This window comes from Paractinoplanes lichenicola, from assembly GCF_016785085.1.
Classification (GTDB): domain Bacteria; phylum Actinomycetota; class Actinomycetes; order Mycobacteriales; family Micromonosporaceae; genus Actinoplanes; species Actinoplanes lichenicola.
The window spans coordinates 185,920-206,328 of sequence record NZ_JAENHO010000018.1; the positions used below are offsets into that span (position 1 = coordinate 185,920).

The window sequence follows — 20,409 nt, forward strand, 5'->3', positions numbered from 1 at the left end:
ATGCGGGTCGTCATCGTCGGTCAGGGATACGTGGGGCTGCCGCTGGCCGTCCGCGCCGCCCGGGTCGGTCACACGGTCGTCGGCTTCGACGTCGACGACGAGCGGATCAAGCGGCTGGCCGCGGGGGAGTCCTACGTGGACGACGTCGCCTCGGCCGACCTGCGCGAGCTGCTCGACGCCGGAACGTTCTGCCCGTCGGCCGATCCACGGTCCTGCGCGGGCTTCGACATCGCGGTCATCGCCGTGCCCACGCCGCTGCGCGAGGGCACCCCCGACCTCAAATACATCGAGGAGTCGGCCCGCACGCTGGCTCGCTACCTGCGGCCCGGCGCGACCGTGGCGCTCGAGTCGACGACCTATCCGGGCACCACCACCGACCTGGTCGCCCCGCTGCTCGAGGAGGGTTCCGGGCTGATCGCCGGCGCCGACTTCTACCTCGGCTACAGCCCCGAGCGCATCGACCCCGGCAACCGCGAATGGACGCTGGAGACGACGCCCAAGGTGGTCTCGGGCATCAACCCGGCGTCGCTGGAACGGATCGACGCCTTCTACAGCTCGGTGGTGGCCAAGACCGTGCCGGTCGGCGACTGCCAGACGGCCGAGCTGGCCAAGCTGCTCGAGAACACGTTCCGGCACGTCAACATCGCGCTCGTCAACGAGCTGGCCGTGTTCGCGCACGCCCTCGGCATCGACGTCTGGGAGGCGATCGACGCCGCGTCCTCCAAGCCGTTCGGCTATCTGCGGTTCGTGCCCGGGCCCGGGGTCGGCGGGCACTGCCTGCCGATCGACCCGTCCTACCTGTCGTGGCGGGTGCAGCGGACGCTCGGGCAGAGCTTCCGCTTCGTCGAGCTGGCCAACGACATCAACAACCACATGCCCGACTACGTCGTACGGCGTCTCGTCGCGGCGCTGAACGAGCGGCGCAAGGCGGTCAACGGCTCGACCGTGCTGCTGCTCGGCCTCGCCTACAAGAAGAACAGCGGCGACGCCCGTGAGTCGCCCGCGCGCCGGGTCGCCTCGCTGCTGCTCGACATGGGGGCCGACGTACGGGCTGCCGATCCCCACGTCGTCGAGGACGCGCAGGTCGATCGCCGGGTCACGCGGGTCACCCTGACGGCCGACCAGGTCGCCGCGGCCGACGCCGTCGTGCTGCTGGCCGACCACGACGTCTTCGACCTCGACCTGGTCGTCGAGCACGCCGCGTACGTGCTGGACACCCGCCGCCGCCTCACCGGAGAGAACGTGGAGACGATGTGAAACCGCTCTGGGGTCTGCTCAACCAACTGGTCGCCGCCGTCGCCCTCATCCTGCTGTCCCCGGTTTTGCTCGCCGTCGCGCTGTGGATCCGCGTCGCCGACGGCCCCGGCATCCTGTTCGTGCAGGACCGCGCGGGACTGCGCGGCAAGCCGTTCCGGATGCTCAAGTTCCGCTCGATGGTGCACAACTCGGTCGCGCTGAGCTCGCAGCTGGGCATCCACGACCCGTACGGCCTGGTCGAGAACGACCCCCGGATCACCGCGTGCGGCCGGTTCCTGCGCCGCACCAGCCTCGACGAGCTGCCCCAGCTGATCAACGTGCTGGCCGGGCAGATGCTGCTGGTCGGTCCCCGCCCCGACGTGCTGCCGCAGGTGGCCAACTATTCGCCGCTGGACGCCCGGCGCCTCGAGGTCAAGCCCGGCATCACCGGCTGGGCCCAGGTCAACGGGCGCGACGACATCGACTGGCCGCAGCGGTTCATCCTCGACCGCTGGTACGTCGACCACTGGTCGCCGCTGCTCGACCTGCGCATCATCGCGCGCACCTTCACCGACCTGCGCCGCGGCGAGCCGCCGGTGCACGTCGACACGCTCAACATCGCCCGCGCCCAGGACCCTTCGGCGCAGCCGGCCGCGGAAGCCCGCCGTGCTGCCTGAATCCCGGGAGATCGGCTCGGAGTTCCACTGGGACCCGGCCGTCCTGCTCAACGTCGCGCAGGACGGCCACCTCCCGCCGGTTCATTCCCTGTACGCCACCGGCTGCGGGGCGCTGACCGCCCTGCTCCGCCGGCTCGCCCCGGCCGGCCGCTTGCACGTGCCGTCGTTCTTCTGCCTGGGCGTGGCCGAGGCGTTGAGCGCCCACGTGCCGCTCGCCTGGTATCACCACCGTCCCGGCGGCCTTTCCTTGGAGACGCTGCGGACCCGCCCCGGCGACGTGGTGCTGGCGCAGAACCTGTTCGGCCGCGAGGACGGCACGGTCTGGCGCGACTGGATCGCCGCACACCCCGGCGTCACCGTCATCGAGGACCATTCGCACGACCCCTTCGGCCCTTGGGCCAAAACCAGCACGGCCCCGTACGCCGTAGCGTCGCTCCGCAAGACCCTGCCCGTCCCCGACGGCGGCCTGCTCTGGTCGCCCCGCGGCCTCGACCTGCCCTCGCCGGCTTCTGGTGCCGCACCGGGCAGTGACTTGAAGCTGGCCGCCATGGTGCTCAAGGCGGCCTGGCTCGACGGTCACCCGGTGGCCAAGGACGCGTTCCGCACGCTGCAGCAACAGGGCGAACAGGCACTGCTGGGCAGCGAAGCCCCGCCGAGCGCCTTCACCGCGGCCGTCCTGCCCGCCCTCGACATCGCCGGCCTGCGCGCCGCCGCCACCCGCAACGCCCGCGCCCTCGAGGTCCTGCTGCCTAGCCACCTGTTGCTCGCCACCCCCGGCGCCTTCCCCCGCGGCGCGGCGCCTTTCCGAGTGCAGCTGCTCTGCCCCGATGAGCCCGCTCGCGACAACCTGCTCCGCCACCTGGCCGCGCACGGCATCTATGCGCCGGTCCACTGGCGCCAGCCCACCGACGCCTTCTGGAGCGGCGACCCCGAGGCGGCCGCCCTGGCCACCCGCATCCTGACGGTCCCGGTCGACCACCGCTGCACCTCGGCCGACGTCCACCGCATGGCCACGCTGCTGAAATAGCTGCACCAGCGGCTCCCGCCACCACGTCCGGATGAACGGTCTTCCCGCCCGGCCGAGCCGGTCGTACCTTGGATCGGCACAGCGGCGAGAGGGCCCGGACATGGTCAAGAAGGCGACGGTCGAGCCGACCGGCGAGGGCGCCGACGACCGGCAGTCGGCTCACAAGACCGCGAAGATCGGCTTCTGGGGCACCGTCGCGGCGGCGGTGATCGCCGGCGTGGTCACCCTCACCAACACCCTCATCACAAAGCCCAAGGCGAGCGACAAGCCGGTCGTGACGGCCTCGCCGTCGGCCGAGACGAGAACGCCGATCAGGTTCGATACCGTCGACCACCGGGTCGGCCTGTGCAACACCTTCAACGGCACCGGCGACTGGAACCCCGCCGCGTTTGATCTGCTGGTCTTCAATCGCCCCTGGGACGCACAGAAGAAGGTCGGGACGGGCGACTACTACCTGGACGGCGCCGCCAAGAAAGCCGCGGACGGCAGCTGGAAGGGGCCGCACCAGGAGATCGGTCGCGATACCGAGGCGGGCTTCGCGGTGGAGGTCTCGGCGGTCCTCGTGAGCCATGCCTGGGCCGAATTCCTGCTGGACAAGGTCACCGCCCCCGCAGGGCAGTACTGGGCCTCGAAGGACCTGCCGCCCCACGAGGCCGTCGCCACCCTCGTTGTGACCCGGGACGGCACCGACGGCGGATGTTGAGTTGAGCCGGCTTGGGGTGAGTGGGCCCGCGCGGACGAGCAAAACGCTGTGGAATCCGGGCCGCGCGGGCTGCTAGCTTCGAGACACTAGTCATCGAAGAAGGGGCAGGCCGTTGTATCTGCGCTGAGACCTTCCACCGTGCCGCGCCGGGGTCACCCGGCGCACCGACGTCCGCACCGGCCGACCGAGTGCGGCGTGCCGCCATGACACGCGGCTCGTCACTCGCCTGCACGCCGTGCGCGGACCCTTTCGTGAGCAACGGAACTGTCGCAGCAGATAGGTACTCCAGCGTTGATCAATATCGAGACCCCGACGCTCGGCTGGGACGGCGCGTGGATCCTGCGCCGGACGGCCTTCGACTTCCCGGAGCCCCGGCCGATTCCCGCACCTCGCAGACGCATCTGGAACAGAGACTTCGGCCGGCCCGGCGAGGCACGAGCCGCCCTGCGCCGCCAGTGGTCCCGCTCGGCCCGCCGGGACTACCGCCGCCGGTGGCGGTAAAGCCCCGACGACCCCGCCGGGCCGGCCAGGCCTCGGTCCGGCGGGGGCTACAGGACTGGCCGTGCCAGGCGCGCCTCGGTCCGGCGGGGTTGAAGGATCAGCCGCGCCGCGTTGGCGTGATCGGCTTATGAGCGCCCGGCAGACGCGAAGCAACGGGTTGCTGGTCCATCGACACGGGCTGCGGAGCGTGGGCTCGGTGCCGGCCGACCTCAGCGGCGCGCCGATCACTTTCGGTGCGCCCGCTTCGTCGTTCGGTCAGCCGGTGCTGAGATGCGGGGCGCCGGCGGTGTAGAGCAGCAGGGCCAGGCTGGCGACGGTGGTGGCGGCGAGCATCAGGCGCTGCCGGAGGGACGTGCGGTTCATCGCGGTTCTCCCGAGAGTCGAAGGGTCAGCCGGGGCTGATGTGCGGGGCGCCGATGGTGTAGAGCAGCAGGGCCAGGCTGGCCACGGTGCCGGCGGCCAGGGTGAGGCGTTGCCAGGTGCGTTGGGCGGTCATGGGCTTCTCCTTGTCAGGCGGTGGCGGGTACGACGGCCGGTGCGGGTGCCGCGTGGTCGCGGCGGGCTCTGCGCATCGTCAGGGCCACCAGGGCAACGGTGCCGCCGCCGATCAAAACGTCGCCGGGGCTCGCTATCTTGTTGACCAGGGGCACCGGGATGATGTCGCCGAGCGGAGCCAGTCGGGTGGCGGTGTCGGCCGGTGCGTTCTTCGGGCCTTCGAGGCCGGGCGTGCTCCCGATCGCGGCGGCCGCCGCCGGGTCGTACGGCATCCGGTCGTTCAAGCCGATGACCAGGGCGTTCATGGTCGCGCCGAGGATGATCGCGACGCCCGCCAGGCGGATCGTGGCGGGCCAGTGGCGCAGGTTGACGGCCAGCCAGGCGAAGACGATCGCGAAGACCAGCGCCAGCATCGGAATGCCGGCCACGTCCTCGACGAGATGGCGGACGCCGGGCGCGGAGTATTGCGCGAACTGCACTGCGGCCGCGAGCCAGATCAGCCAGAGCGCCCGGATCCGCACGGTGCGGAACCCGGACAGGCGCCCGACACACAGATAACCCAGCAACACCCCGGCCATCGGCGGCGCGGCGGTGAGCAGAAGGAAACTGAACGACATGGCCTGTTTCTAGTGCGCTGCGAGCCGCGCCACTATCGCCAGGACGACATCCGTCCCCTTCGGACACAACGAACGGCCGGCGCTCGGGGACCGGTAACCTGCCGGACGGCTGTCAGCAGTCGCCCGAGATGGTGGTTGTCTGCACGATCTCGCCGGAGTCGGCGTCGATCACGGTGACGCCGGCGCCGGGTTGGCCCGTTGCCGCCAGGTAGCCGCAGAGGTCGTCGAAGACGCTGGGCAGGTGGGCGGCCTCGCCGGGCACGCCCAGAAGGAGGGCGGCTGCCGCCGCGATGATCAGCAGATGAGGACCGCGCCGGGTGCGGCGGGGCCGGTCGGCCGGAGGGCGCGAGTCGAGGTCGATGACGGGCACGAGCGCAGCATAGGCGGATCGTGCCCGCCGGTGCGGGCCGGCGGGCACGTCGTACGGGGGTTATCGGTAGGGCGGGAATCGCCCGGTCATCAGCTCGGGGGTGGGTGGGCCGGCCAGCTTCTCGAAGTTGCTCTGGTCGGTGATCACCCGCCAGGTGTGAAACTGCTGACGGCCCGAGGCGAACTGCGACTTGTAGCGGAACAGCGAGTCGGCCGTGCCGCCCACGCCGCCGCCCAGGTGGTAGATCCAGTTGCCGCGGGCCCGGCCCCACGTACGGACCTCGTGGTAGAGCAGTTTGTCGGCGTAGTGGACGGGCGCGTCGGCGGTGGATTGCAGGTGGGTGTGCATCAGGCCGGCGTACTCGAAAAACAGGTTGCCCCCGAGCACCTGGCCGTCGAGAGTCGCCACGGCGAGGTGCACATGCTCGGCCAGGGCGGCCCGCAGGCGGTGGAAATGGCCGGCGCCGAAGAAGTAGAACTCGGTCGCCCCGACCCGGCGCATGGTGGCGTGGTAGGTGTCGATCCAGTCGTCGAACAGGTCCCAGTCGTCGAAGACGATCTCGACCCCGGCCCGCTTGGCCTTGTTGATCTGGTTGCGGTGGCTGCGGTGGGTCTGCGACCAGAGCTCGTCAAGGCTGAGCGTCAGGTCGATCGATACTGTCTCACCATGGTTGACCACCGTGCCCGCGCCGGCCAGCGCCTCCGGACAGCCGGGGAGCAGCGGATGGAGCCGCGCGAACGCGGTGACCACCCCCTCGGCGCAGAGCAGGCCGGTCATCGTCGCGGTCGCCCGCGACCAGAAGGCAGCGTCCGCACTGCCTACGGGGCCCGGATACCCGTACGGGGAAATCGCGTCTTGGAGGTCGCTGTCGGGCACCGGCCGCAGCAGCAGTGGGAGCAGGAAGACGCGACCCGCCTCGTCGTATCGGTAGGCCACCGGTGTTGCGCCGGTCAGGCCGGCGTCGAGCCGCACGTACTCGGGGATGTGGTAGATGTCATGCCGGACCCGGTCGAGTGCCTCCGTCCATGCCGGGTCCTGGGGTGACAGTAGTGCGGCATCGGCCATAGTCAACCTCCTGTGAGTTGGGGGATCCTCGGCTCGGCATCGGGGCGGCGCCGGGCCCGGCTCCGTCGGCGGGCGTTCAGGGCCGAGCGCAGCATCGCTCTCGGCACCGCGCGCTGGGTGCTCAGGTGCAGCAAGTATCGCCACAATGGATACTCGCCGCGGCGGTCGGACAGCGCGTACGAGAAGCGGATCGACGGCAGATCCGCGTATTCGGGCATCCGCTCGAACCAAACGCTACTGGCCAGGGCGGCCCGTTGCAGCGGCGCGAGGGCGGCCCGGCGGCGGTGTTCGTAACGTTCGAGGGCGGGCGCCAGCGGTCCCCCGGCGGCCAGGCTGTCGGCCAGCGCCATCGCGTCCTGCATGGCCAGTTTGGTGCCGGAGCCGATCGCGAAGTGGGTGGTGTGCGCGGCGTCGCCCATCAGCACGACGTTGCCGTTGTCCCAGCGCTGGTTGGTGACCCGGCGGAAGTTCATCCAGCCGGTGCCGCCCGTGTCGGCGCGGTGGTCGATCAGCCGTTGCCCGCCGAGATGCGAGGCGAAGATGGTCTCGAGCCGCGCGCAGCCGGCCGCGGCGTCGAGCGTGTCGAGTTCCAGCGCCGACCAGACGGCGGGGGTGCACTCGACGATGAACGTGCTCGTCTCGTCGTCGAACGGGTAGGCGTGGTACCAGATCCAGCCGGCGTGCGTCTTCTCGAAGCCGAACGTGAACGTGCGGAAGACCTTCGGGGTGCCGAGCCAGATGTATTTGTTCGTGCCGGTCGCAACCTCGGTACCGAAGTGGGTGGCGTCGGCCGATCGCAGCAGGCTCCCCGCGCCGTCACACGCAACCACCAGATCAGAATCCGAAAAAACGGAAATATCCGAACTGGGGGTGAGGCTTGGGGCGGGGTGGGAAGGGGAGGCGGGGTGGGAAGGGGAGGCGGGGTGGGAAGGGGAGGCGGGGTGCGAAGAGAAGGTGGGGTGCGAAGAGAAGGTGGGATGGGAAGTTGTGGAGAAGGGGGTGGCGGGAGAGGAGTACTGCACGTCGACGCCGAGCTCGACGGCCCGTTCAGCCAGAATCGCCAGCAGCTTGTGCCGGCCCAGGCTGAAGCCGTAGCCGGCGAGGTGTGTCACCTCCTTGCCCGTGGCGCGGACCTCGTATTCGTCCCATTGGCAGGCCGCATCCCAGATTCGTTGGGCGCTCACCGGGTCGTACGCGAAAAGGTCGTCCAGGAGGTCGTCCCAGAACACGACACCCCAGCCGTACGTGACGCCGGGTGGGTTGCGTTCCAGCACGGTCACTTCACAAGAAGGGTCGGCCAGTTTGGCCAGCACCGCGAAGTAGAGTCCGGCGGGCCCGCCGCCGGCACAGGTGATCCGCATGGCGTGCTCCTCAGCGATAGGGCGGGAAGGTTCCGGATTCGTCGGTCTCGCGGCCCAGGGCGAAGACCATTTCCTCGTACGCGGGCCGGTCGGCGACGAGGCGCCAGGTGTGGAACGGATGTTCCCGCGGCGAGAACCCGGCTTTGTACGAGAAGAGCGAGTCCCGTGCCCCGCCCTTGCCCCCGCCGAGGTGGAACACTGTGTCGCCGCGGGCCTTGCACCAGCGCCGCACCTCGTCGTAGAGCAGCTCGTCGGCGTACCGCTTGGGCGCCCGCCGGGTCGACGAGACGTAGCCGGTGGCGATGCCGTGATGCTCGAAGAACGTGTTGCCCCCGACCACTTCGCCGTCCTCCAGCGCGACGGCCAGGTGCATCCGGTCGCCCATCGCGTCGTGCATGGCGGCCAGGTGCTCGCGGGTGAAGAAGTAGTAGTCCGTCGCCCCGACCCGGCGCATGTTGTCGTGGTAGACCTCGACCCAGTCGCCGAGCCGGTCCCAGTCGTCGAAGACCACCTCGGTGCCGGCCCGGCGCGCCCGGTTGATGTGGTTGCGGTGGTCGCTGCGGGTCTGTTTCCACATCTCGTCGAGGCTGACCGTGAGGTCCATCGAGACGGTCTCGCCGTGGTGCACCAGCGTGCCGAAGCGGCGGAGCAGCTCGAGCGGCGCGGGCAGCAGCGGATGCATCCGGACGAACGCGGTCACCACTCCCTCACCGCGCAGCGTCTCGAGCATCGCCATGCAGGCCCGCTCCCAGAAGTCACGGTCGCCCGGCATGGCGTCGCTGACCGGCCCCGGATACCCGTACGGGGAAAGCGCGTCTTTCAACCCGGTGCCGGGGATCTCGCGCAGGATCAGGGGCAGCAGGAATTGGCGGCTGCCGTCGGTGTACCAGAACGCGGCCGGGGTGCCGGAGCACAGCGCCGCGTCCAGTGTGACGTAGCCGGGCAGATGGTAGGTGTCGTGCCGGGTGCGGTGCAGAGCCTCCTTCCATTCCCGGGCCGCCGGTCCCACGAGCGCTGCGGTCATTTTCCGTTCTCCTTCAGAGAATTCGAGCGTTGAGCGCCATGTTGGCGGCGAACTGGTCGTTGACGACCTTGTGATTCTCGAGCCGCTGCTGCACCGCCGCGTCGTAGCGGCCGAGCTTGACGAAACCGTCGGAGAACCAGCCGTTGTCGGCCCCGGTGCCGTCCACATAGGCCCGATAGGTGGTGCCGCCGGGCCAGACGACCCGGGTCAGCAGCCGGGAGAAGGCTGCCATGTCGGCCTTGGTCCAGGTGGTGCCGCGATCGCGCGCCTCCACCACGTACGCCATGACGCCGTTGCCGTGGCTGACGTCCTGCCCCGGCCGCTGGCCCGAGCCCCACACGTCGCTCCAGAAGTACGCCGTGGCCTCGGCCGGGTTGCGGCGCATCTGCTGTTTGAGGCCGCCGCCGTAGCCGGGCACGTGCTGGTCGACGTCGGCGATCACGGCGGCGTAGCGGGCCCGGCGGCCGGCGTCGGTGGTGCAGCGGGCCAGGTTGGTGGCGATCAGGCCCCAGTGCGCGGTCATGTGCGTACGCTCGCGATAGATGGTCTCGTCGGGCCCGCGCGAATACCACTTCTCGAACACGTGCTTCTCGGCGAACGACAGCAGGCGGTTGTAGCGCGTTCGGTAACTGGCATCGGCGTACGCGGAAGGGTTTTCTCGCAGGGCGACGAGCAGCGCGGTGCCGTAACGCCAGAAGTAGCTCTCGTAGAGCGGCACCTCGTCGCCGTCCTCCTGAGCCGAGACCCAGCCCAGATAGCCGCCGCGCCGGGGGACGGCCGTGGCCACCACGTTCTCGGTGTACTGCAGGGCCCGGTCGAGGTAGCGGCGCTCGCCGGTGGCCCGGAACATCGCCACCAGCGCGTCCACCGTGTACGAGACGTTGTAGTGGTCCCAGCTGTCCGCGGAGCGGGTCATCGGCAGGGCGGTCTGGGTCTGGTAGTTCCAGGACCGCAGGAAGAGCCCGGCCCAGTAGCTGACCGGTTTGAGCGGCGCGGCGGCCTGGGCTTCCGGTTCGGCCGGCAGCGGGCTGAGCGCCCCGGTGACGTCCTTCTCTTTCGCGCTGCAGGCGGCGGCGACGGAGCCGAACGCGGCCAGCAGCAGCGCCCGGCGACTCAGGTGCGCGCTCACGCGGGGACCTCTTCCAAAGTATGGGCCGGCACCACCGCGGCGGCGGCCGCCATGGCCGCGAACAGCCAGGCCAGCCGGGAGTCGTAGTAGTCGCCGGAGAACAGGCTGCTGAGCCCGACGAAGACGGCGGCCGCGACGGCCAGCCCGGTCAGCCGGGGGCGATGCCCGCCGCCGCGCACGGTCGTGGCCCACAGCAGCACGGCCGCGGTGAGCAGGCCGATGCCGATCAACCCGCCCTCGGCCGCCACGCCGAGCACGTAGTTGTGCGGATACTCGACGAACTGGTTGACGCCGACCAGCCCGTAGAAGCCGTCCAGCCCGGCGCCGGCGATCGGATGGTCGACCGCCAGCTGCCACGCGGCGGCCCAGATGTCCGTACGGTCGGAGAGGTAGCGGTCCTGCACCGTCTGCTCGACGAACCGCTCCTGGAACAGGCTGGTGAAGGCGGGCGGCGCGAACGCCCAGATCGTGGCGACGGCGACGGCCACGAACACCAGCGCGCCGGCGACCGCGCCCGGGTGCAGGCGGCGACGGATCTTGAACAGCGCCACCGCCCCCACGGCCGCGCCCGCGAGCAGACCGGCACGCGAGCCGGAGAGCACGGCGGCCAGGCCGAACAGCGGGGTGGCGAGCAGCGGCCACAGGCGCCGGCGGAACAGGGCCAGGGCGATCGCGCTGATGATGCCGAGGATCTCGATCCGGACGAACACGTTGGGGCCGCCGCCGAACGCCGAGTAGCGGCCCTGCTCGCCGGGGCCGTTGACGAACAGGGCGGCCAGCGCGAACACGATCGCGGCCAGATAGAACAGCAGAAACGCCGTACGCACGACCAGCTCGGGGTCGCCCACGGCGTACAGGTAGAAGGCGACGACCAGGGCGCCCATCAGCACCAGGTCGACCGTCTGCGGCCCGACCCGCGAGGCCGCCGGCGCCCACAGGCCCGAGGCGATCTGGAACAGGAAGAACAGCACCGTGGCGACGAGCCAGCCTTCTCTTTTGTTTATGGCATTTTGGGACGACGGCCGGCGGGTGATGTCGACGATCAGCACCGCCAGCGCCACCAGCAGGCCGATCACCCGCAGGTCGACCCAGGCCAGATCGGTGTAGCCGGCCCGATCGAGCGTGAACCGCCCGCCGATCGCGACCAGGATCAGCACCAGGCCGGGGGCGAGGAAGACGCGCGGGGTGTGCAGCCACGTCATTCGCGGTCACCCGTGACCTGGTTGGTGACCAGCGCGAAGAGCAGGCACGAGCCGTAGCCGATCAGCGAGCCGTAGGCCGCGCCGAGGATGCCGAACGGCGGGATCAGCAGCAGGTACGCGGCGAAGCTGACCACGAACCCGGTGATCTCGGCCGCCGACACCAGGCTGCCGCGGCCCTTGGCGATCAGCAGGCCCAGCGTCACGCGAGAGATCGCGTACAGGCCCGCGGCGGCCACCAGCGGCACCACGACCGCCTTGGCGTCGGAGTATTCGTGGCCGAAGACCGGGACGATGAACAGGTAGAGCCCGCCGGCCGCGATCGGGGCGACCACCAGGCAATACAGGGCCACCGCGAGCAGGATCGGCCGGGTCGGCAGGCCGCCGTTGTTGTGCTCCTTGCGCCACTTGCCGAGCTTGGCGTCCGCGTAGGCCCGCACCGGCCAGGCCAGCAGCTCGGTCATCGTGGCCACGGCGGTGTAGATGCCGAGCGCCGACGTCGACGCGAGCGCCGGCAGGGCCAGGCGGTCCGACCGCAGCATGGCCATGTTCGAGATGGCCGCGGGGAAAAGCGAAAGACCTTCCCGCCGTACGGCCTTGTTGTGGTCTTGCAATGAGGCGCTCGGGCCGCGCAGCCACAGGACGATGTAGACGGCCGTCGGCAACATGCCCGCGATCAGGTAGGCCACGATCCACATGGCGGGCGTGGTCGTGTTCGCCAGATAGAGCACGACCAGCAGCCCCAGCAGCAGAAACGCCTCGACGACCCGGCAGATCAGGAAGTCGCGGACCCGCCCGGCCGCGATCGCGATCGACCGCGTGGCCAGCCCGGCCACCTCGACCAGCGTGTAGGCCGCGATCAGCCCGATCACGAGCAGACCCGGGTTGTAATGGTCGGGCGCGAGGATCTCGAAACCCGCGGCCAGCAGCAGCCCGGCCGCACAAGGCACGATCAAGAGCTTCCCGTACGCCCGGACGGCCGCCCCCGGCGTGGCCTCGTGATAGTTGGCCACGAAGCTGCGTTCCGTGCCCAGCAGCATGAACTGGGTCGACAGGTAGACGACCTGCAGCATCAGCGCCACCTCACCGCGATGCGCCGGGGCCAGGGCCCGCACCATGAGGATGTTGGCCACGAAGGCCACGCCCCCGGTGAGCAGCTGAGAGGCGAAGAGCTGCACGTACGGTTCCCGCAGCTGAGCGCCGAGGAAGGCCGCCGGTCCCGGGCGCCGGGGTGGGGCGACCGCGGCCGGCGCGTGCTCCGCCTGGAGCTCACTCATCCCCGGATCCCGGCTCGTCCCGCTCCTTCTCGGCCTGCTTTTCCTCGGCCTGCTTTTTCTCCGCCTGCTCCTTCTCGGCCTGCTCCTTTTCCGCCACGACGGCCTGTCCGCGGATGACGGCCTTGCCGTGCCCGTTGAGCGAGACCGACTCGGTCGCGACCTTCATCGCGCGCACCGGCGGGATGATCACCTGCGTCTGGGACGCCTCGTCCTCCCGCACCGGGCGGGGCTTGGGCGGCACGATCCGCTGCGTCGTCGAACCGTCGGCCGGCCTGCCCTCCGGCCGGCGCGGCTTGGTCACCGAGTGCGGGATGTCGACGGTCGTGATCACGGCCTCGGTGACCCGGGCCCGGCCGCTGACCGGGTTGGGCGGGTGCGGCGGGTCGTCCGGCTCGTCGGGCGCGCCCAGCAGCGTCGTGACCAGCCCCGGGCTGTCCATCGGGGCCGGGATCGTCGGCCGCGCGGGCCCGGCCGACGTGTCCGGCAGCTTGCGCGGCAGAGCGTTGAGCACGGCCCCGACCAGCTTGGCGCCGACCCGTTCGAGCAGGTCGGTCGAGCGCTGAACGTCCGCCGTACGGGTGCGGTTGGCCCTGACCACCAGCAGCGCGCCGTCGGTCACCTTGCCCAGCACGGCCGCGTCGGCCACCCCGTGCAGCGGCGGCGCGTCCACGATGACGATGTCGAACCGTGAGGTCAGCTCGTCGAGGGTGGCGGCCAGCCGGGGCGACGCCAGCACCTCGCCCGGATCGGCCCGCCGCTCGCCCGGCGGCAGCACCGTGAGCCGCCCGCCGAGCGGGTCGCGCAGCACGTCGTTGAGGTGGGCCCGCCCGTCGAGCACGTCGGCCAGCCCCGGCCCGCGCTCCATCGACAGATAGCGGCCGACGCCCGGTGCGCGCAGGTTGGCGTCGACCAGCAACACCCGCGCCCCGGTCTCGGCCATCGCTATCGCCAGCCCGCACGAGACCGCGGTCGTGCCCTCCTTCGAGTTGGCCGCCGTGATCATCAGCGCGGTGCCGCTGCCCCGCACCAGGTCGGCCGGGAGCAGGCTGCGCAGCCGGCGGAACGCCTCGGCCAGCGCGGAGTCGGCCTGCCCGGACCGGGCCCAGCGCCCGCTGAGCGAGATGACGCCCACGGTGCCGATGCCGAGGCGGCGCAGGTCGTCCTCCTCACCGACCGTCTTGCGGGTGGCCTCGCGCGCCGCCACCCCGACCCCACCCACGAGGAGTCCGAGCACGGCGGAGAAGCCGATGTTGCGGGCCAGGTTGCCCGGCTCCTGCACGGTCACCGCCTCCTGGGCCACGGTGATCTGCGGCGGCGGCCCGCTGTCGGTCGCGGTGCTCGGCGGGTCGAGCTTCTTGGCCAGCGCGACCAGCGCCGTCGTGGCATTGGTGACCATCGTGCGGCTGCGCTCGGCCGACGGGTCCTTGGCCGTCACCACGAGCAGGTCGGTGCCGGCCTGCACCTCGGCCGACAGGCTCTTCTGCACCTGCTCGGCGGTGGCCGGCGGGCCCAGCTTGGCCGACACGGTCGCCGCCACCCGGGGCCCGGTGAGCAGGGCGATGTACGAGTTGAGGCGGCTCGCCTTGGCGTCCGGGTCACCCGCCCCGGTGCTGACGAACAACACCATCGACGACCGGTACGCCGGTTCCTGGGTCAGCGACAGCCCGGCCGCGACCCCGGCCGCCAGCAGCACCGGCACGACGATCCAGGCCCATCGACGCCGACAGGCCCGTACGTATTCGCGCAGTTCCACGCCCTAAGCCCCTTTGCCCGCGGTGATGGCCGCCCGGTCGAGCACCGCGGCGAACTGGTCGAACAGCAGGTCGCGGGAGAACTGCTCGACCGCGAGCTTGTGCGCCGCGATGCGGGCCTGGGCCAGCCACGACTCGTCGCGGCAGTAGCGCGCGAACAGCTCACCCGCCGCGTCCGTATCGGTGGGGTCGAGCACCAGCCCGGCGCCGGTCTCGTCGAGCAGGTCGGCCTGCCAGCCGCCGTAGTTGATGGCGATCGGGCGGCCCGCGGCCAGCGCGTCGAAGAACTTGTTGGCCGAGTTCTCCCACAGGGCGCGGATCGGCCGCACAAGACTGGTCGACATGGTGGCCGCGCCCAGGATCACGGGCAGCTCGCTCTTGGGCACCTTTTCCCACATCCGTACGGTGTCGTCGAGCAGACCCAGCTCGGCGGCCAGCCGCTTCGTGGGCTCCCACTCCTTGCCGTGCCCCACGATCAGCACCCGGATATCGGGGTCGAGCCCGCGCATCCGCTTGGCCGCGCGTACGAGGTATTCGACGCCGTTGACCGCGCCGAGCGCTCCGGTGTAGACGATCAGCGGCCGGTCCCCGAGCCACTCGTGCTTCGCCCGGAACTCGGTTACTTTTCCGTCCGCGACGGCGAACATCTCCATGTCGGCCGCGTTCGGGATCACGGTCGTACGGGTGGCCGGTCTTCTCTTTCTGACGCCGGCCGCCATGCCGGGCGAGAGCGCGACAACCTCCCTCGCGTTGCGGTAGGCGAAGGTGGCCAGGGCGCCGGCGGCCTTGCGGGCCAGGGGATTGCGCAGGGCGCCCATCTCGATCGGCACCTCGGGCCACAGGTCGCGCACCTCGAACACGAACGGGACCCGGCGCAGCTTGGCCGCCAGCACGCCGGGGACGGCGACGGTGAGCGGGGTGCTGGTGGCGAAGACGAGATCGCCCTTGAGCGCCGCGGCTTTTGTCGTAGCGACCGCCATGAACTGGAAGAACGCGCGGATCCGACGGGCGTACGACATCGAGTTGTTGTAGGGGATCGAGAACCAGTGCACCCGTACGCCGTCGTCCTCGGTCTGCCGCCAGCCGCGCTCGGTGCTCGTGCCCGTGATGTCGGTCGTGATGACGTCGACGGTGTGGCCCCGGGCGACCAGGCGGCGGGCCTGCTCGTAGGAACGGATGCCGCCCGCCATACCGGGATTGCAGTAGTACTGGTGGATGTAGACGATGTGCATGCCCGGCCGACCCCTCTTGTCGCTTCTCTTTTCGCGCGGCCTCGTCTTTATCGCGCGGCCTCGGTGGCGACCGCTCGGACGGCGGCCACGACTCGTTCCCGGTCGTGCTCGGTGAGCGCGGAACCGCTCGGCAGGCACAGCCCGCGGCGGAACAGATCGGCGCAGACCTCGCCGCCGCGCATCACGCAGTCGTGGAACACCGGTTGCAGGTGCATCGGCTTCCAGGTGGGCCGCGCCTCGATCTCGTGGGCGGCGAGCCGCTCGAGCACCCGGTCGCGGCTCGCGCCGAACCGCTCGGGGTCGATCAGCAGACAGGTCAGCCAGAAGTTGGCCTCGCCGTAGCCGGCGATCGGCATGAACTCCACGCCCGGCAGGTCGCCGAGCGCGGCCCGGTAGTAACGGCCGGTCTCCCGCCGGGCGGCGATCATCGAATCGAGCCGCTGCAACTGGCCGCGGCCGACGGCGGCGAGCAGGTTGCTGAGCCGATAGTTGTAGCCGACCGAGCGGTGCTCGTAATGCGGGAACGGCTCGCGGGCCTGCGTCGACAAATGCCGGGCCTTGCGGGCGATCCCGTCGTCGTCGGTGACGAGCATGCCGCCCCCGCCGGTGGTGATGATTTTGTTGCCGTTGAACGACAGGACGCCGGCCAGCCCGAACGACCCGGCCGGCCGCCCCCGGTACGACGCGCCGAGCGCCTCGGCCGCGTCCTCGATCAGCGCGACCCCGTAGCGGTCGCACGCGTCGACCAGCGGCTCGTAGTCGGCGCACTGGCCGTACATGTCGACGGCGATGACCGCGCGTGGCGGGCGGCCCTTGGCGCAGCGCCGCTTGAGCTCCTCGGTGACCAGGGCCGGGTCGACGTTCCAGCTCTCCGGCGTGCTGTCCAGGAAGACCGGGCGGGCGCCGAGATACATGACGGCGTTGGCGGTCGCGGCGAACGTGAACGACGGCACCAGCACGGTGTCGCCGTGCCGCACCCCGGCTGCCACCAGCGCCAGATGCAGGGCGGCGGTGCCGCTGCTGAGGGCGACCGCGTGCCGCACGCCGACGATCTCGGCCAGCTGCGCCTCGAACGCGTCGAGGTCGGGGCCGACCGGCGCGACCCAGTTGGAGTCGAACGCCTCGAGCAGCAGCTTGCGCTCCAGCTCGCCGACGTCGGGCGGGGACAGCCAGATGCGTGTCTCAGTCATGGACTCTCGTCCTCACAGCCCAGATCGGCCAGGCCGGGTGCAGGCCCTGGCGGTGGATCATCATGGGGGAGTCGCCCGGCCGCATCGCGGGTCGCAGCGTGCTGGCGAAGCTGGTGTAGCCGGCCTCCCGGGCCACCTCGACGTCGCGCCGGCCAAAATCGACGGCGGGATGCCCGTACGGGGCCGCGAAGTCTTTGATTCTGATGCCGAGCTCGTCCTCGATCTCACGCTGCGAGTCGACGATCTCGTGCCGCGCCTCGGCGTCGGACTGGTCGGCCAGCCGCTGATGCGTCACAGTGTGCGACCCGAAATCGAACCCGGCGGCCGAGATCGCGCGGCAGTCGTCCCAGGTGAGGTTGCCGGGCTGCCCGACCAGCCCCGTGGTCAGGAAGAACATCGCCGGGACGCCGAGCTCGCGCAACACCGGAACGACGACGTCACGCCAGCTGGCATGCCCGTCATCGAACGAGAGACAGAAGACCGGCCCGCTTTTGGCCAGGACTCCCTTCCCTCCCCCCAAGATCGCTAGAGCCTCGGACCAGCTCACCAGCGGGCCGCGCCTGCGGAAGGCGAGCAGGTGGCGGCGCAGATCGTCCGCGTACTCCGGCAACACGTCGTGATAGAAGGGGAAATAGAGCCCCCCGGTCTCCGGCAGCCGCCGGAAAGCCCCGGCCGGCGCCAGAATCCGGCCCTGCACACGGGGTCGGGCCCGGAGCTTGCTGCGCAGCCCGAGCTCGTTGAGGCGTCGCTTGATCAAGGTCGGGGACGGCATCGGCACCCTCCGGCTCACTTCGTCCTCATCGACCCTCGCAAAATCGGGCCGAGCGGCGTCAGTAGCAATTGTCATAAGGTACGTGAGGATCTTTCACATCATTTATGACGTGCTCGCCCTGTCCTTCCGGCCCCATTGCGGAATAGCCTCGTGACGACTGGATATCGTGCGTCTTTTTCGCGGAGGGTGACGCATGCTGCGACTGCACCGGGTGACCCCGACGGCCGGCATCTGGGCCGAACGCGCGACGTACGACGACCGCCTGATCTTCCACACCGAGCCCTGGCTCGACTTCGTGGCCGAAGCCCAGCGGGCCGAGCCGGTGCTGGCCCGAGTGACAGACGGTTCGGAGACGGTCGGCCACTTCACCGGACTGGTCACCAAGCGCTTCGGCCTGCGGATACTCGGCAGCCCGATGGCCGGCTGGACAACGTCGTACGTGGGATTCACCCTCGCGCCCGGGGTGCCCCGGCGGGCCGCGCTGGAGGCATTGATGCCCTTCGCCTTCGACGAGCTGGGCTGCGCCCACCTGGAGGTCCGCGACCGCTTCGCGACCGTGTCCGACCTCGACGGCCTGGGCCTGCGCTGGACCGAGGCGCCGACCGCGGTGATCTCATTGGAGCCCGTCGAGGACGCGTTGTTCAACGCCATGGCAAGCGCCTGCCGACGCAATATCAGGAAGGCCACCCGAAGCGGCGTAATTGTCGAGGAAGTTGTCGCTGATCCGACATTCGCCGACGATTTCTACGACCAGTTACGCGACGTTTTCGCCAAACAGAATCTCGTCCCCACGTATCCGATCGCGCGAGTCCGTTCCCTGATCAGCCACCTCGCGCCGGCCGGCCAGGTCCTGCTCCTGCGGGCCCGCGACGAGTCCGGCCGCTGCATCGCCACGGCCGTGCTCCCCTGGTACCACCGCACGATGTACTTCTGGGGCGGGGCCAGCTATCGCGCCGACCAGCACCTGCGCCCCAACGAAACCCTGATCTGGCACGCGCTGCGCTGGGCCAAGTCCCATGGCATGACCGAGTTCGACTTCGTCGGCGGTAATGCTTACAAGTCCAAGTACGGCACGGTTTCCGTCCCTGTTCCTTGGGCTCGGCGGTCCCGGTCTCCTCTTGTGGCCAACCTTCGTGATGCTGCTGCTCAGGGGTTCGCCCTCAAGCAGCGTGCCGTCGCCCGGTTGACCGCTGCCCGTTGAGGTCTTCCTTCTTTTTGGGTTTCCTCGTCTTGCTTGCGCTTGGACGGTCGGGGGATGGGGTGCCCACTGAAGCTAGGAGGAACGTTTTTACGCTTTCAGTGGTCACCCCATCCCCCGACCTTGCATGGGAATCCCTGACGGCCAGGCGTTTGGTCACCCGCTGCTGGGTGCATGCTCGGCGTGAGTAATCCCCTTGCGCCGGGTGGTCGGGCTGCCGCGCTGTGGACGAAGCGCCGTTGCTTTCTCACCCGGGCGGGCCTGAGTGGTGGGTTGCGCCACCTAACCGTGCCGCCTTGCGCTCCGACGCTTCGCGCCTGGGGTCTTCGCTTCGCTCGGGAACCGGCAACCAGCCAGGTGCGTGGCCGGGGCCGCCGGTGCCGTCACGCTGCGCAACCTCGTACGGCGAAGCCCGGCGACGAACCTGACGCCACAATGCCCGGTGTTCCGCACCGCCGGCCGTCCACTTCGACTCGCCGCCACCCGCGCCACGGCCACCACCCGCCAACCGATCACCAACCCTCAGCCGCCCAACCCGTCGGCTGTCCTCCGCTCTGCCTCGCCTTCCCAGCCAGCCACCACCCAGCTTCCAACCGCAGGTCAAACCGCATAGCCAGCCCACGGGCGCGACACCCGGGGCAGGGTTATCGCTTAGGGCAGCCCACGGGCGCGACACCCGGGGCAGGGTTACCGCTTAGGGCAGCCCACGGGCGCGACGGTCTGGGCTGGGTTACCGCTTTAGAACAGCCTGCGGGCGCGACACATAGGCCGAGTTCCCTGCCTAGACAGCCGACGGGTCCGGCGCCCAGGCCGAGTTTCCCGCCTACGAAGCCGGCGGGTGCGATGCCCCGAGCAACTTGGCTGCTTGGGACAGCCGGTCGGCGCGGCACCCAGGTCAAGCGCAGCCGGCACGCGCGGTACCCAGGCCAAGCACACCCGACAGGCGCCACGCTCAGGGCAAGTTGGACGGGTTGGCGCAACGGCGGGCGCGACGATCAGCGCGGGGTAAACGACCAGCGCAGTCGGCGGGGCGACGCCTGGTGTGCGTTGGCCGGTCGGCGTGAGGGTGGGTGCGCGCTGAGGGAGTTGGGTGGTTGGCTCGGTCGTGCGGCAGGCTGCCTGAAGCGACGTGGTGGCGTGACGGCAACTGGGAGCTCAGCCATGCACTGAGGCCGTTGCTGGTTTCCGAGCGAAGCGAAGACACCAGGCGCGAAGCGTCGGAGCGCAAGGCGGCACGGTTAGGTGGCGCAACCACCACTCAGGTCCGCCCGGGTGAGTGAAAGTCCTGGCTTTGAGTTCCCCCCGTTTCGACGGAGCGGTGGTTACCTGCTTCCGGTCGGGGCAGGGGTGAGGTTATCTGGCTCGGTTTGGGCGTGCCAGGCCGCCTCGTATTCGTCGGGGCTGAGGTAGCCGAGTTCGCGTTGGATGCGGCGGGTGTTGTACTAGCCGTCGATGTATTCGAAGATCGCGTTCTCGGCCTCGTCACGGTTCCGCCACGACGTTCGGTAGACCAGTTCGATCTTCAAGGTCGACCAGAAGTTCTCCATCAGCGCGTTGTCGTAGGAGTCGCCGACCGAGCCCATCG

General features: G+C 70.2%; 19 protein-coding genes. 6 read left to right on the forward strand and 13 right to left on the reverse strand.

Annotated elements, in window-relative coordinates; genetic code table 11:
* The 5 genes from JKJ07_RS44525 (at position 1) to JKJ07_RS44545 (ending at position 4,144) form a co-directional block, all read left to right on the forward strand.
* Positions 1-1,257: a nucleotide sugar dehydrogenase gene (locus JKJ07_RS44525; protein WP_202998129.1), complete on the forward strand. Its 1,257-nt coding sequence runs from the start codon at positions 1-3 to the stop codon at positions 1,255-1,257.
* Positions 1,254-1,913 (forward strand): sugar transferase, encoded by a 660-nt coding sequence (locus JKJ07_RS44530; RefSeq protein ID WP_202998130.1) that lies wholly within the window; start codon positions 1,254-1,256, stop codon positions 1,911-1,913. The genes JKJ07_RS44525 and JKJ07_RS44530 overlap by 4 nt, the downstream gene beginning before the upstream one ends.
* On the forward strand, positions 1,903-2,940 hold the full coding sequence (locus JKJ07_RS44535; RefSeq protein WP_307834759.1) for a hypothetical protein: 1,038 nt from the start codon (positions 1,903-1,905) through the stop codon (positions 2,938-2,940). Before JKJ07_RS44530 ends, JKJ07_RS44535 begins: the two co-directional genes overlap by 11 nt.
* A gap of 100 nt (positions 2,941-3,040) precedes the next feature.
* Positions 3,041-3,643 (forward strand): hypothetical protein, encoded by a 603-nt coding sequence (locus JKJ07_RS44540; RefSeq protein WP_202998131.1) that lies wholly within the window; start codon positions 3,041-3,043, stop codon positions 3,641-3,643.
* A gap of 291 nt (positions 3,644-3,934) precedes the next feature.
* Complete coding sequence (locus JKJ07_RS44545; protein ID WP_202998132.1) at positions 3,935-4,144, forward strand: hypothetical protein; 210 nt, start codon at positions 3,935-3,937, stop codon at positions 4,142-4,144.
* A gap of 509 nt (positions 4,145-4,653) precedes the next feature.
* Here JKJ07_RS44545 and JKJ07_RS44550 read toward each other — a convergent pair.
* From JKJ07_RS44550 to JKJ07_RS44610, 12 genes are all read right to left on the reverse strand, one after another.
* Positions 4,654-5,256, reverse strand: a complete 603-nt coding sequence (locus tag JKJ07_RS44550) for a DUF5317 family protein (protein WP_202998133.1) — start codon at positions 5,254-5,256, stop codon at positions 4,654-4,656.
* 112 nt (positions 5,257-5,368) lie between these two features.
* A complete protein-coding gene (locus tag JKJ07_RS44555; RefSeq protein ID WP_202998134.1) occupies positions 5,369-5,626 on the reverse strand; it encodes a hypothetical protein in 258 nt (85 codons plus the stop codon).
* Positions 5,627-5,686: 60 nt separating this feature from the next.
* Positions 5,687-6,691 (reverse strand): GNAT family N-acetyltransferase, encoded by a 1,005-nt coding sequence (locus JKJ07_RS44560; protein WP_202998135.1) that lies wholly within the window; start codon positions 6,689-6,691, stop codon positions 5,687-5,689.
* A 2-nt stretch (positions 6,692-6,693) separates the two neighbouring features.
* Complete coding sequence (locus JKJ07_RS50760) at positions 6,694-8,052, reverse strand: FAD-dependent monooxygenase (RefSeq protein ID WP_236031037.1); 1,359 nt, start codon at positions 8,050-8,052, stop codon at positions 6,694-6,696.
* A gap of 10 nt (positions 8,053-8,062) precedes the next feature.
* A complete protein-coding gene (locus JKJ07_RS44575) occupies positions 8,063-9,076 on the reverse strand; it encodes a GNAT family N-acetyltransferase (RefSeq protein WP_202998136.1) in 1,014 nt (337 codons plus the stop codon).
* Positions 9,077-9,089: 13 nt separating this feature from the next.
* Positions 9,090-10,205 carry a hypothetical protein gene (locus tag JKJ07_RS44580; protein ID WP_307834760.1) on the reverse strand — a complete coding sequence of 372 codons (1,116 nt, stop codon included), beginning with the start codon at positions 10,203-10,205 and terminating at the stop codon, positions 9,090-9,092.
* On the reverse strand, positions 10,202-11,407 hold the full coding sequence (locus tag JKJ07_RS44585) for an O-antigen ligase family protein (RefSeq protein ID WP_202998137.1): 1,206 nt from the start codon (positions 11,405-11,407) through the stop codon (positions 10,202-10,204). Before JKJ07_RS44585 ends, JKJ07_RS44580 begins: the two co-directional genes overlap by 4 nt.
* The gene (locus JKJ07_RS44590; protein ID WP_236031039.1) at positions 11,404-12,681 is read right to left on the reverse strand and encodes a lipopolysaccharide biosynthesis protein; all 1,278 of its coding nucleotides are present in this window, start codon (positions 12,679-12,681) and stop codon (positions 11,404-11,406) included. Before JKJ07_RS44590 ends, JKJ07_RS44585 begins: the two co-directional genes overlap by 4 nt.
* On the reverse strand, positions 12,674-14,434 hold the full coding sequence (locus tag JKJ07_RS44595) for a tyrosine-protein kinase domain-containing protein (RefSeq protein WP_307834761.1): 1,761 nt from the start codon (positions 14,432-14,434) through the stop codon (positions 12,674-12,676). The genes JKJ07_RS44590 and JKJ07_RS44595 overlap by 8 nt, the downstream gene beginning before the upstream one ends.
* Before the next feature lie 3 nt (positions 14,435-14,437).
* A complete protein-coding gene (locus tag JKJ07_RS44600; RefSeq protein WP_202998138.1) occupies positions 14,438-15,664 on the reverse strand; it encodes a glycosyltransferase family 4 protein in 1,227 nt (408 codons plus the stop codon).
* A 47-nt stretch (positions 15,665-15,711) separates the two neighbouring features.
* Positions 15,712-16,854 (reverse strand): aminotransferase class I/II-fold pyridoxal phosphate-dependent enzyme, encoded by a 1,143-nt coding sequence (locus JKJ07_RS44605; protein WP_202998139.1) that lies wholly within the window; start codon positions 16,852-16,854, stop codon positions 15,712-15,714.
* Positions 16,847-17,644 carry a polysaccharide deacetylase family protein gene (locus tag JKJ07_RS44610; protein WP_307834762.1) on the reverse strand — a complete coding sequence of 266 codons (798 nt, stop codon included), beginning with the start codon at positions 17,642-17,644 and terminating at the stop codon, positions 16,847-16,849. Before JKJ07_RS44610 ends, JKJ07_RS44605 begins: the two co-directional genes overlap by 8 nt.
* Positions 17,645-17,819: 175 nt before the next feature.
* On the opposite strand from JKJ07_RS44610, the gene JKJ07_RS44615 reads away from it, so the two are divergent.
* Positions 17,820-18,827, forward strand: a complete 1,008-nt coding sequence (locus JKJ07_RS44615; protein WP_202998140.1) for a GNAT family N-acetyltransferase — start codon at positions 17,820-17,822, stop codon at positions 18,825-18,827.
* A 1,439-nt stretch (positions 18,828-20,266) separates the two neighbouring features.
* On the opposite strand, the gene JKJ07_RS52370 is transcribed toward JKJ07_RS44615, so the two are convergent.
* Entirely contained in the window at positions 20,267-20,407 is a 141-nt protein-coding gene (locus JKJ07_RS52370) for an IS3 family transposase (protein WP_202998141.1), read from the reverse strand.
* Between the last annotated feature and the right edge of the window lie 2 nt (positions 20,408-20,409).

Coding starts and splice junctions, on each gene's coding strand:
- JKJ07_RS50760 (WP_236031037.1), bottom strand. CDS start 8,052: ATGCGGATCACCTGTGCCGGCGGCGGGCCCGCCGGACTCTACTTCGCG.
- JKJ07_RS52370 (WP_202998141.1), bottom strand. CDS start 20,407: ATGGGCTCGGTCGGCGACTCCTACGACAACGCGCTGATGGAGAACTTC.
- JKJ07_RS44525 (WP_202998129.1), top strand. CDS start 1: ATGCGGGTCGTCATCGTCGGTCAGGGATACGTGGGGCTGCCGCTGGCC.
- JKJ07_RS44575 (WP_202998136.1), bottom strand. CDS start 9,076: ATGACCGCAGCGCTCGTGGGACCGGCGGCCCGGGAATGGAAGGAGGCT.
- JKJ07_RS44550 (WP_202998133.1), bottom strand. CDS start 5,256: ATGTCGTTCAGTTTCCTTCTGCTCACCGCCGCGCCGCCGATGGCCGGG.
- JKJ07_RS44615 (WP_202998140.1), top strand. CDS start 17,820: ATGCTGCGACTGCACCGGGTGACCCCGACGGCCGGCATCTGGGCCGAA.
- JKJ07_RS44540 (WP_202998131.1), top strand. CDS start 3,041: ATGGTCAAGAAGGCGACGGTCGAGCCGACCGGCGAGGGCGCCGACGAC.
- JKJ07_RS44605 (WP_202998139.1), bottom strand. CDS start 16,854: ATGACTGAGACACGCATCTGGCTGTCCCCGCCCGACGTCGGCGAGCTG.
- JKJ07_RS44585 (WP_202998137.1), bottom strand. CDS start 11,407: ATGACGTGGCTGCACACCCCGCGCGTCTTCCTCGCCCCCGGCCTGGTG.
- JKJ07_RS44590 (WP_236031039.1), bottom strand. CDS start 12,681: ATGAGTGAGCTCCAGGCGGAGCACGCGCCGGCCGCGGTCGCCCCACCC.
- JKJ07_RS44560 (WP_202998135.1), bottom strand. CDS start 6,691: ATGGCCGATGCCGCACTACTGTCACCCCAGGACCCGGCATGGACGGAG.
- JKJ07_RS44600 (WP_202998138.1), bottom strand. CDS start 15,664: ATGCACATCGTCTACATCCACCAGTACTACTGCAATCCCGGTATGGCG.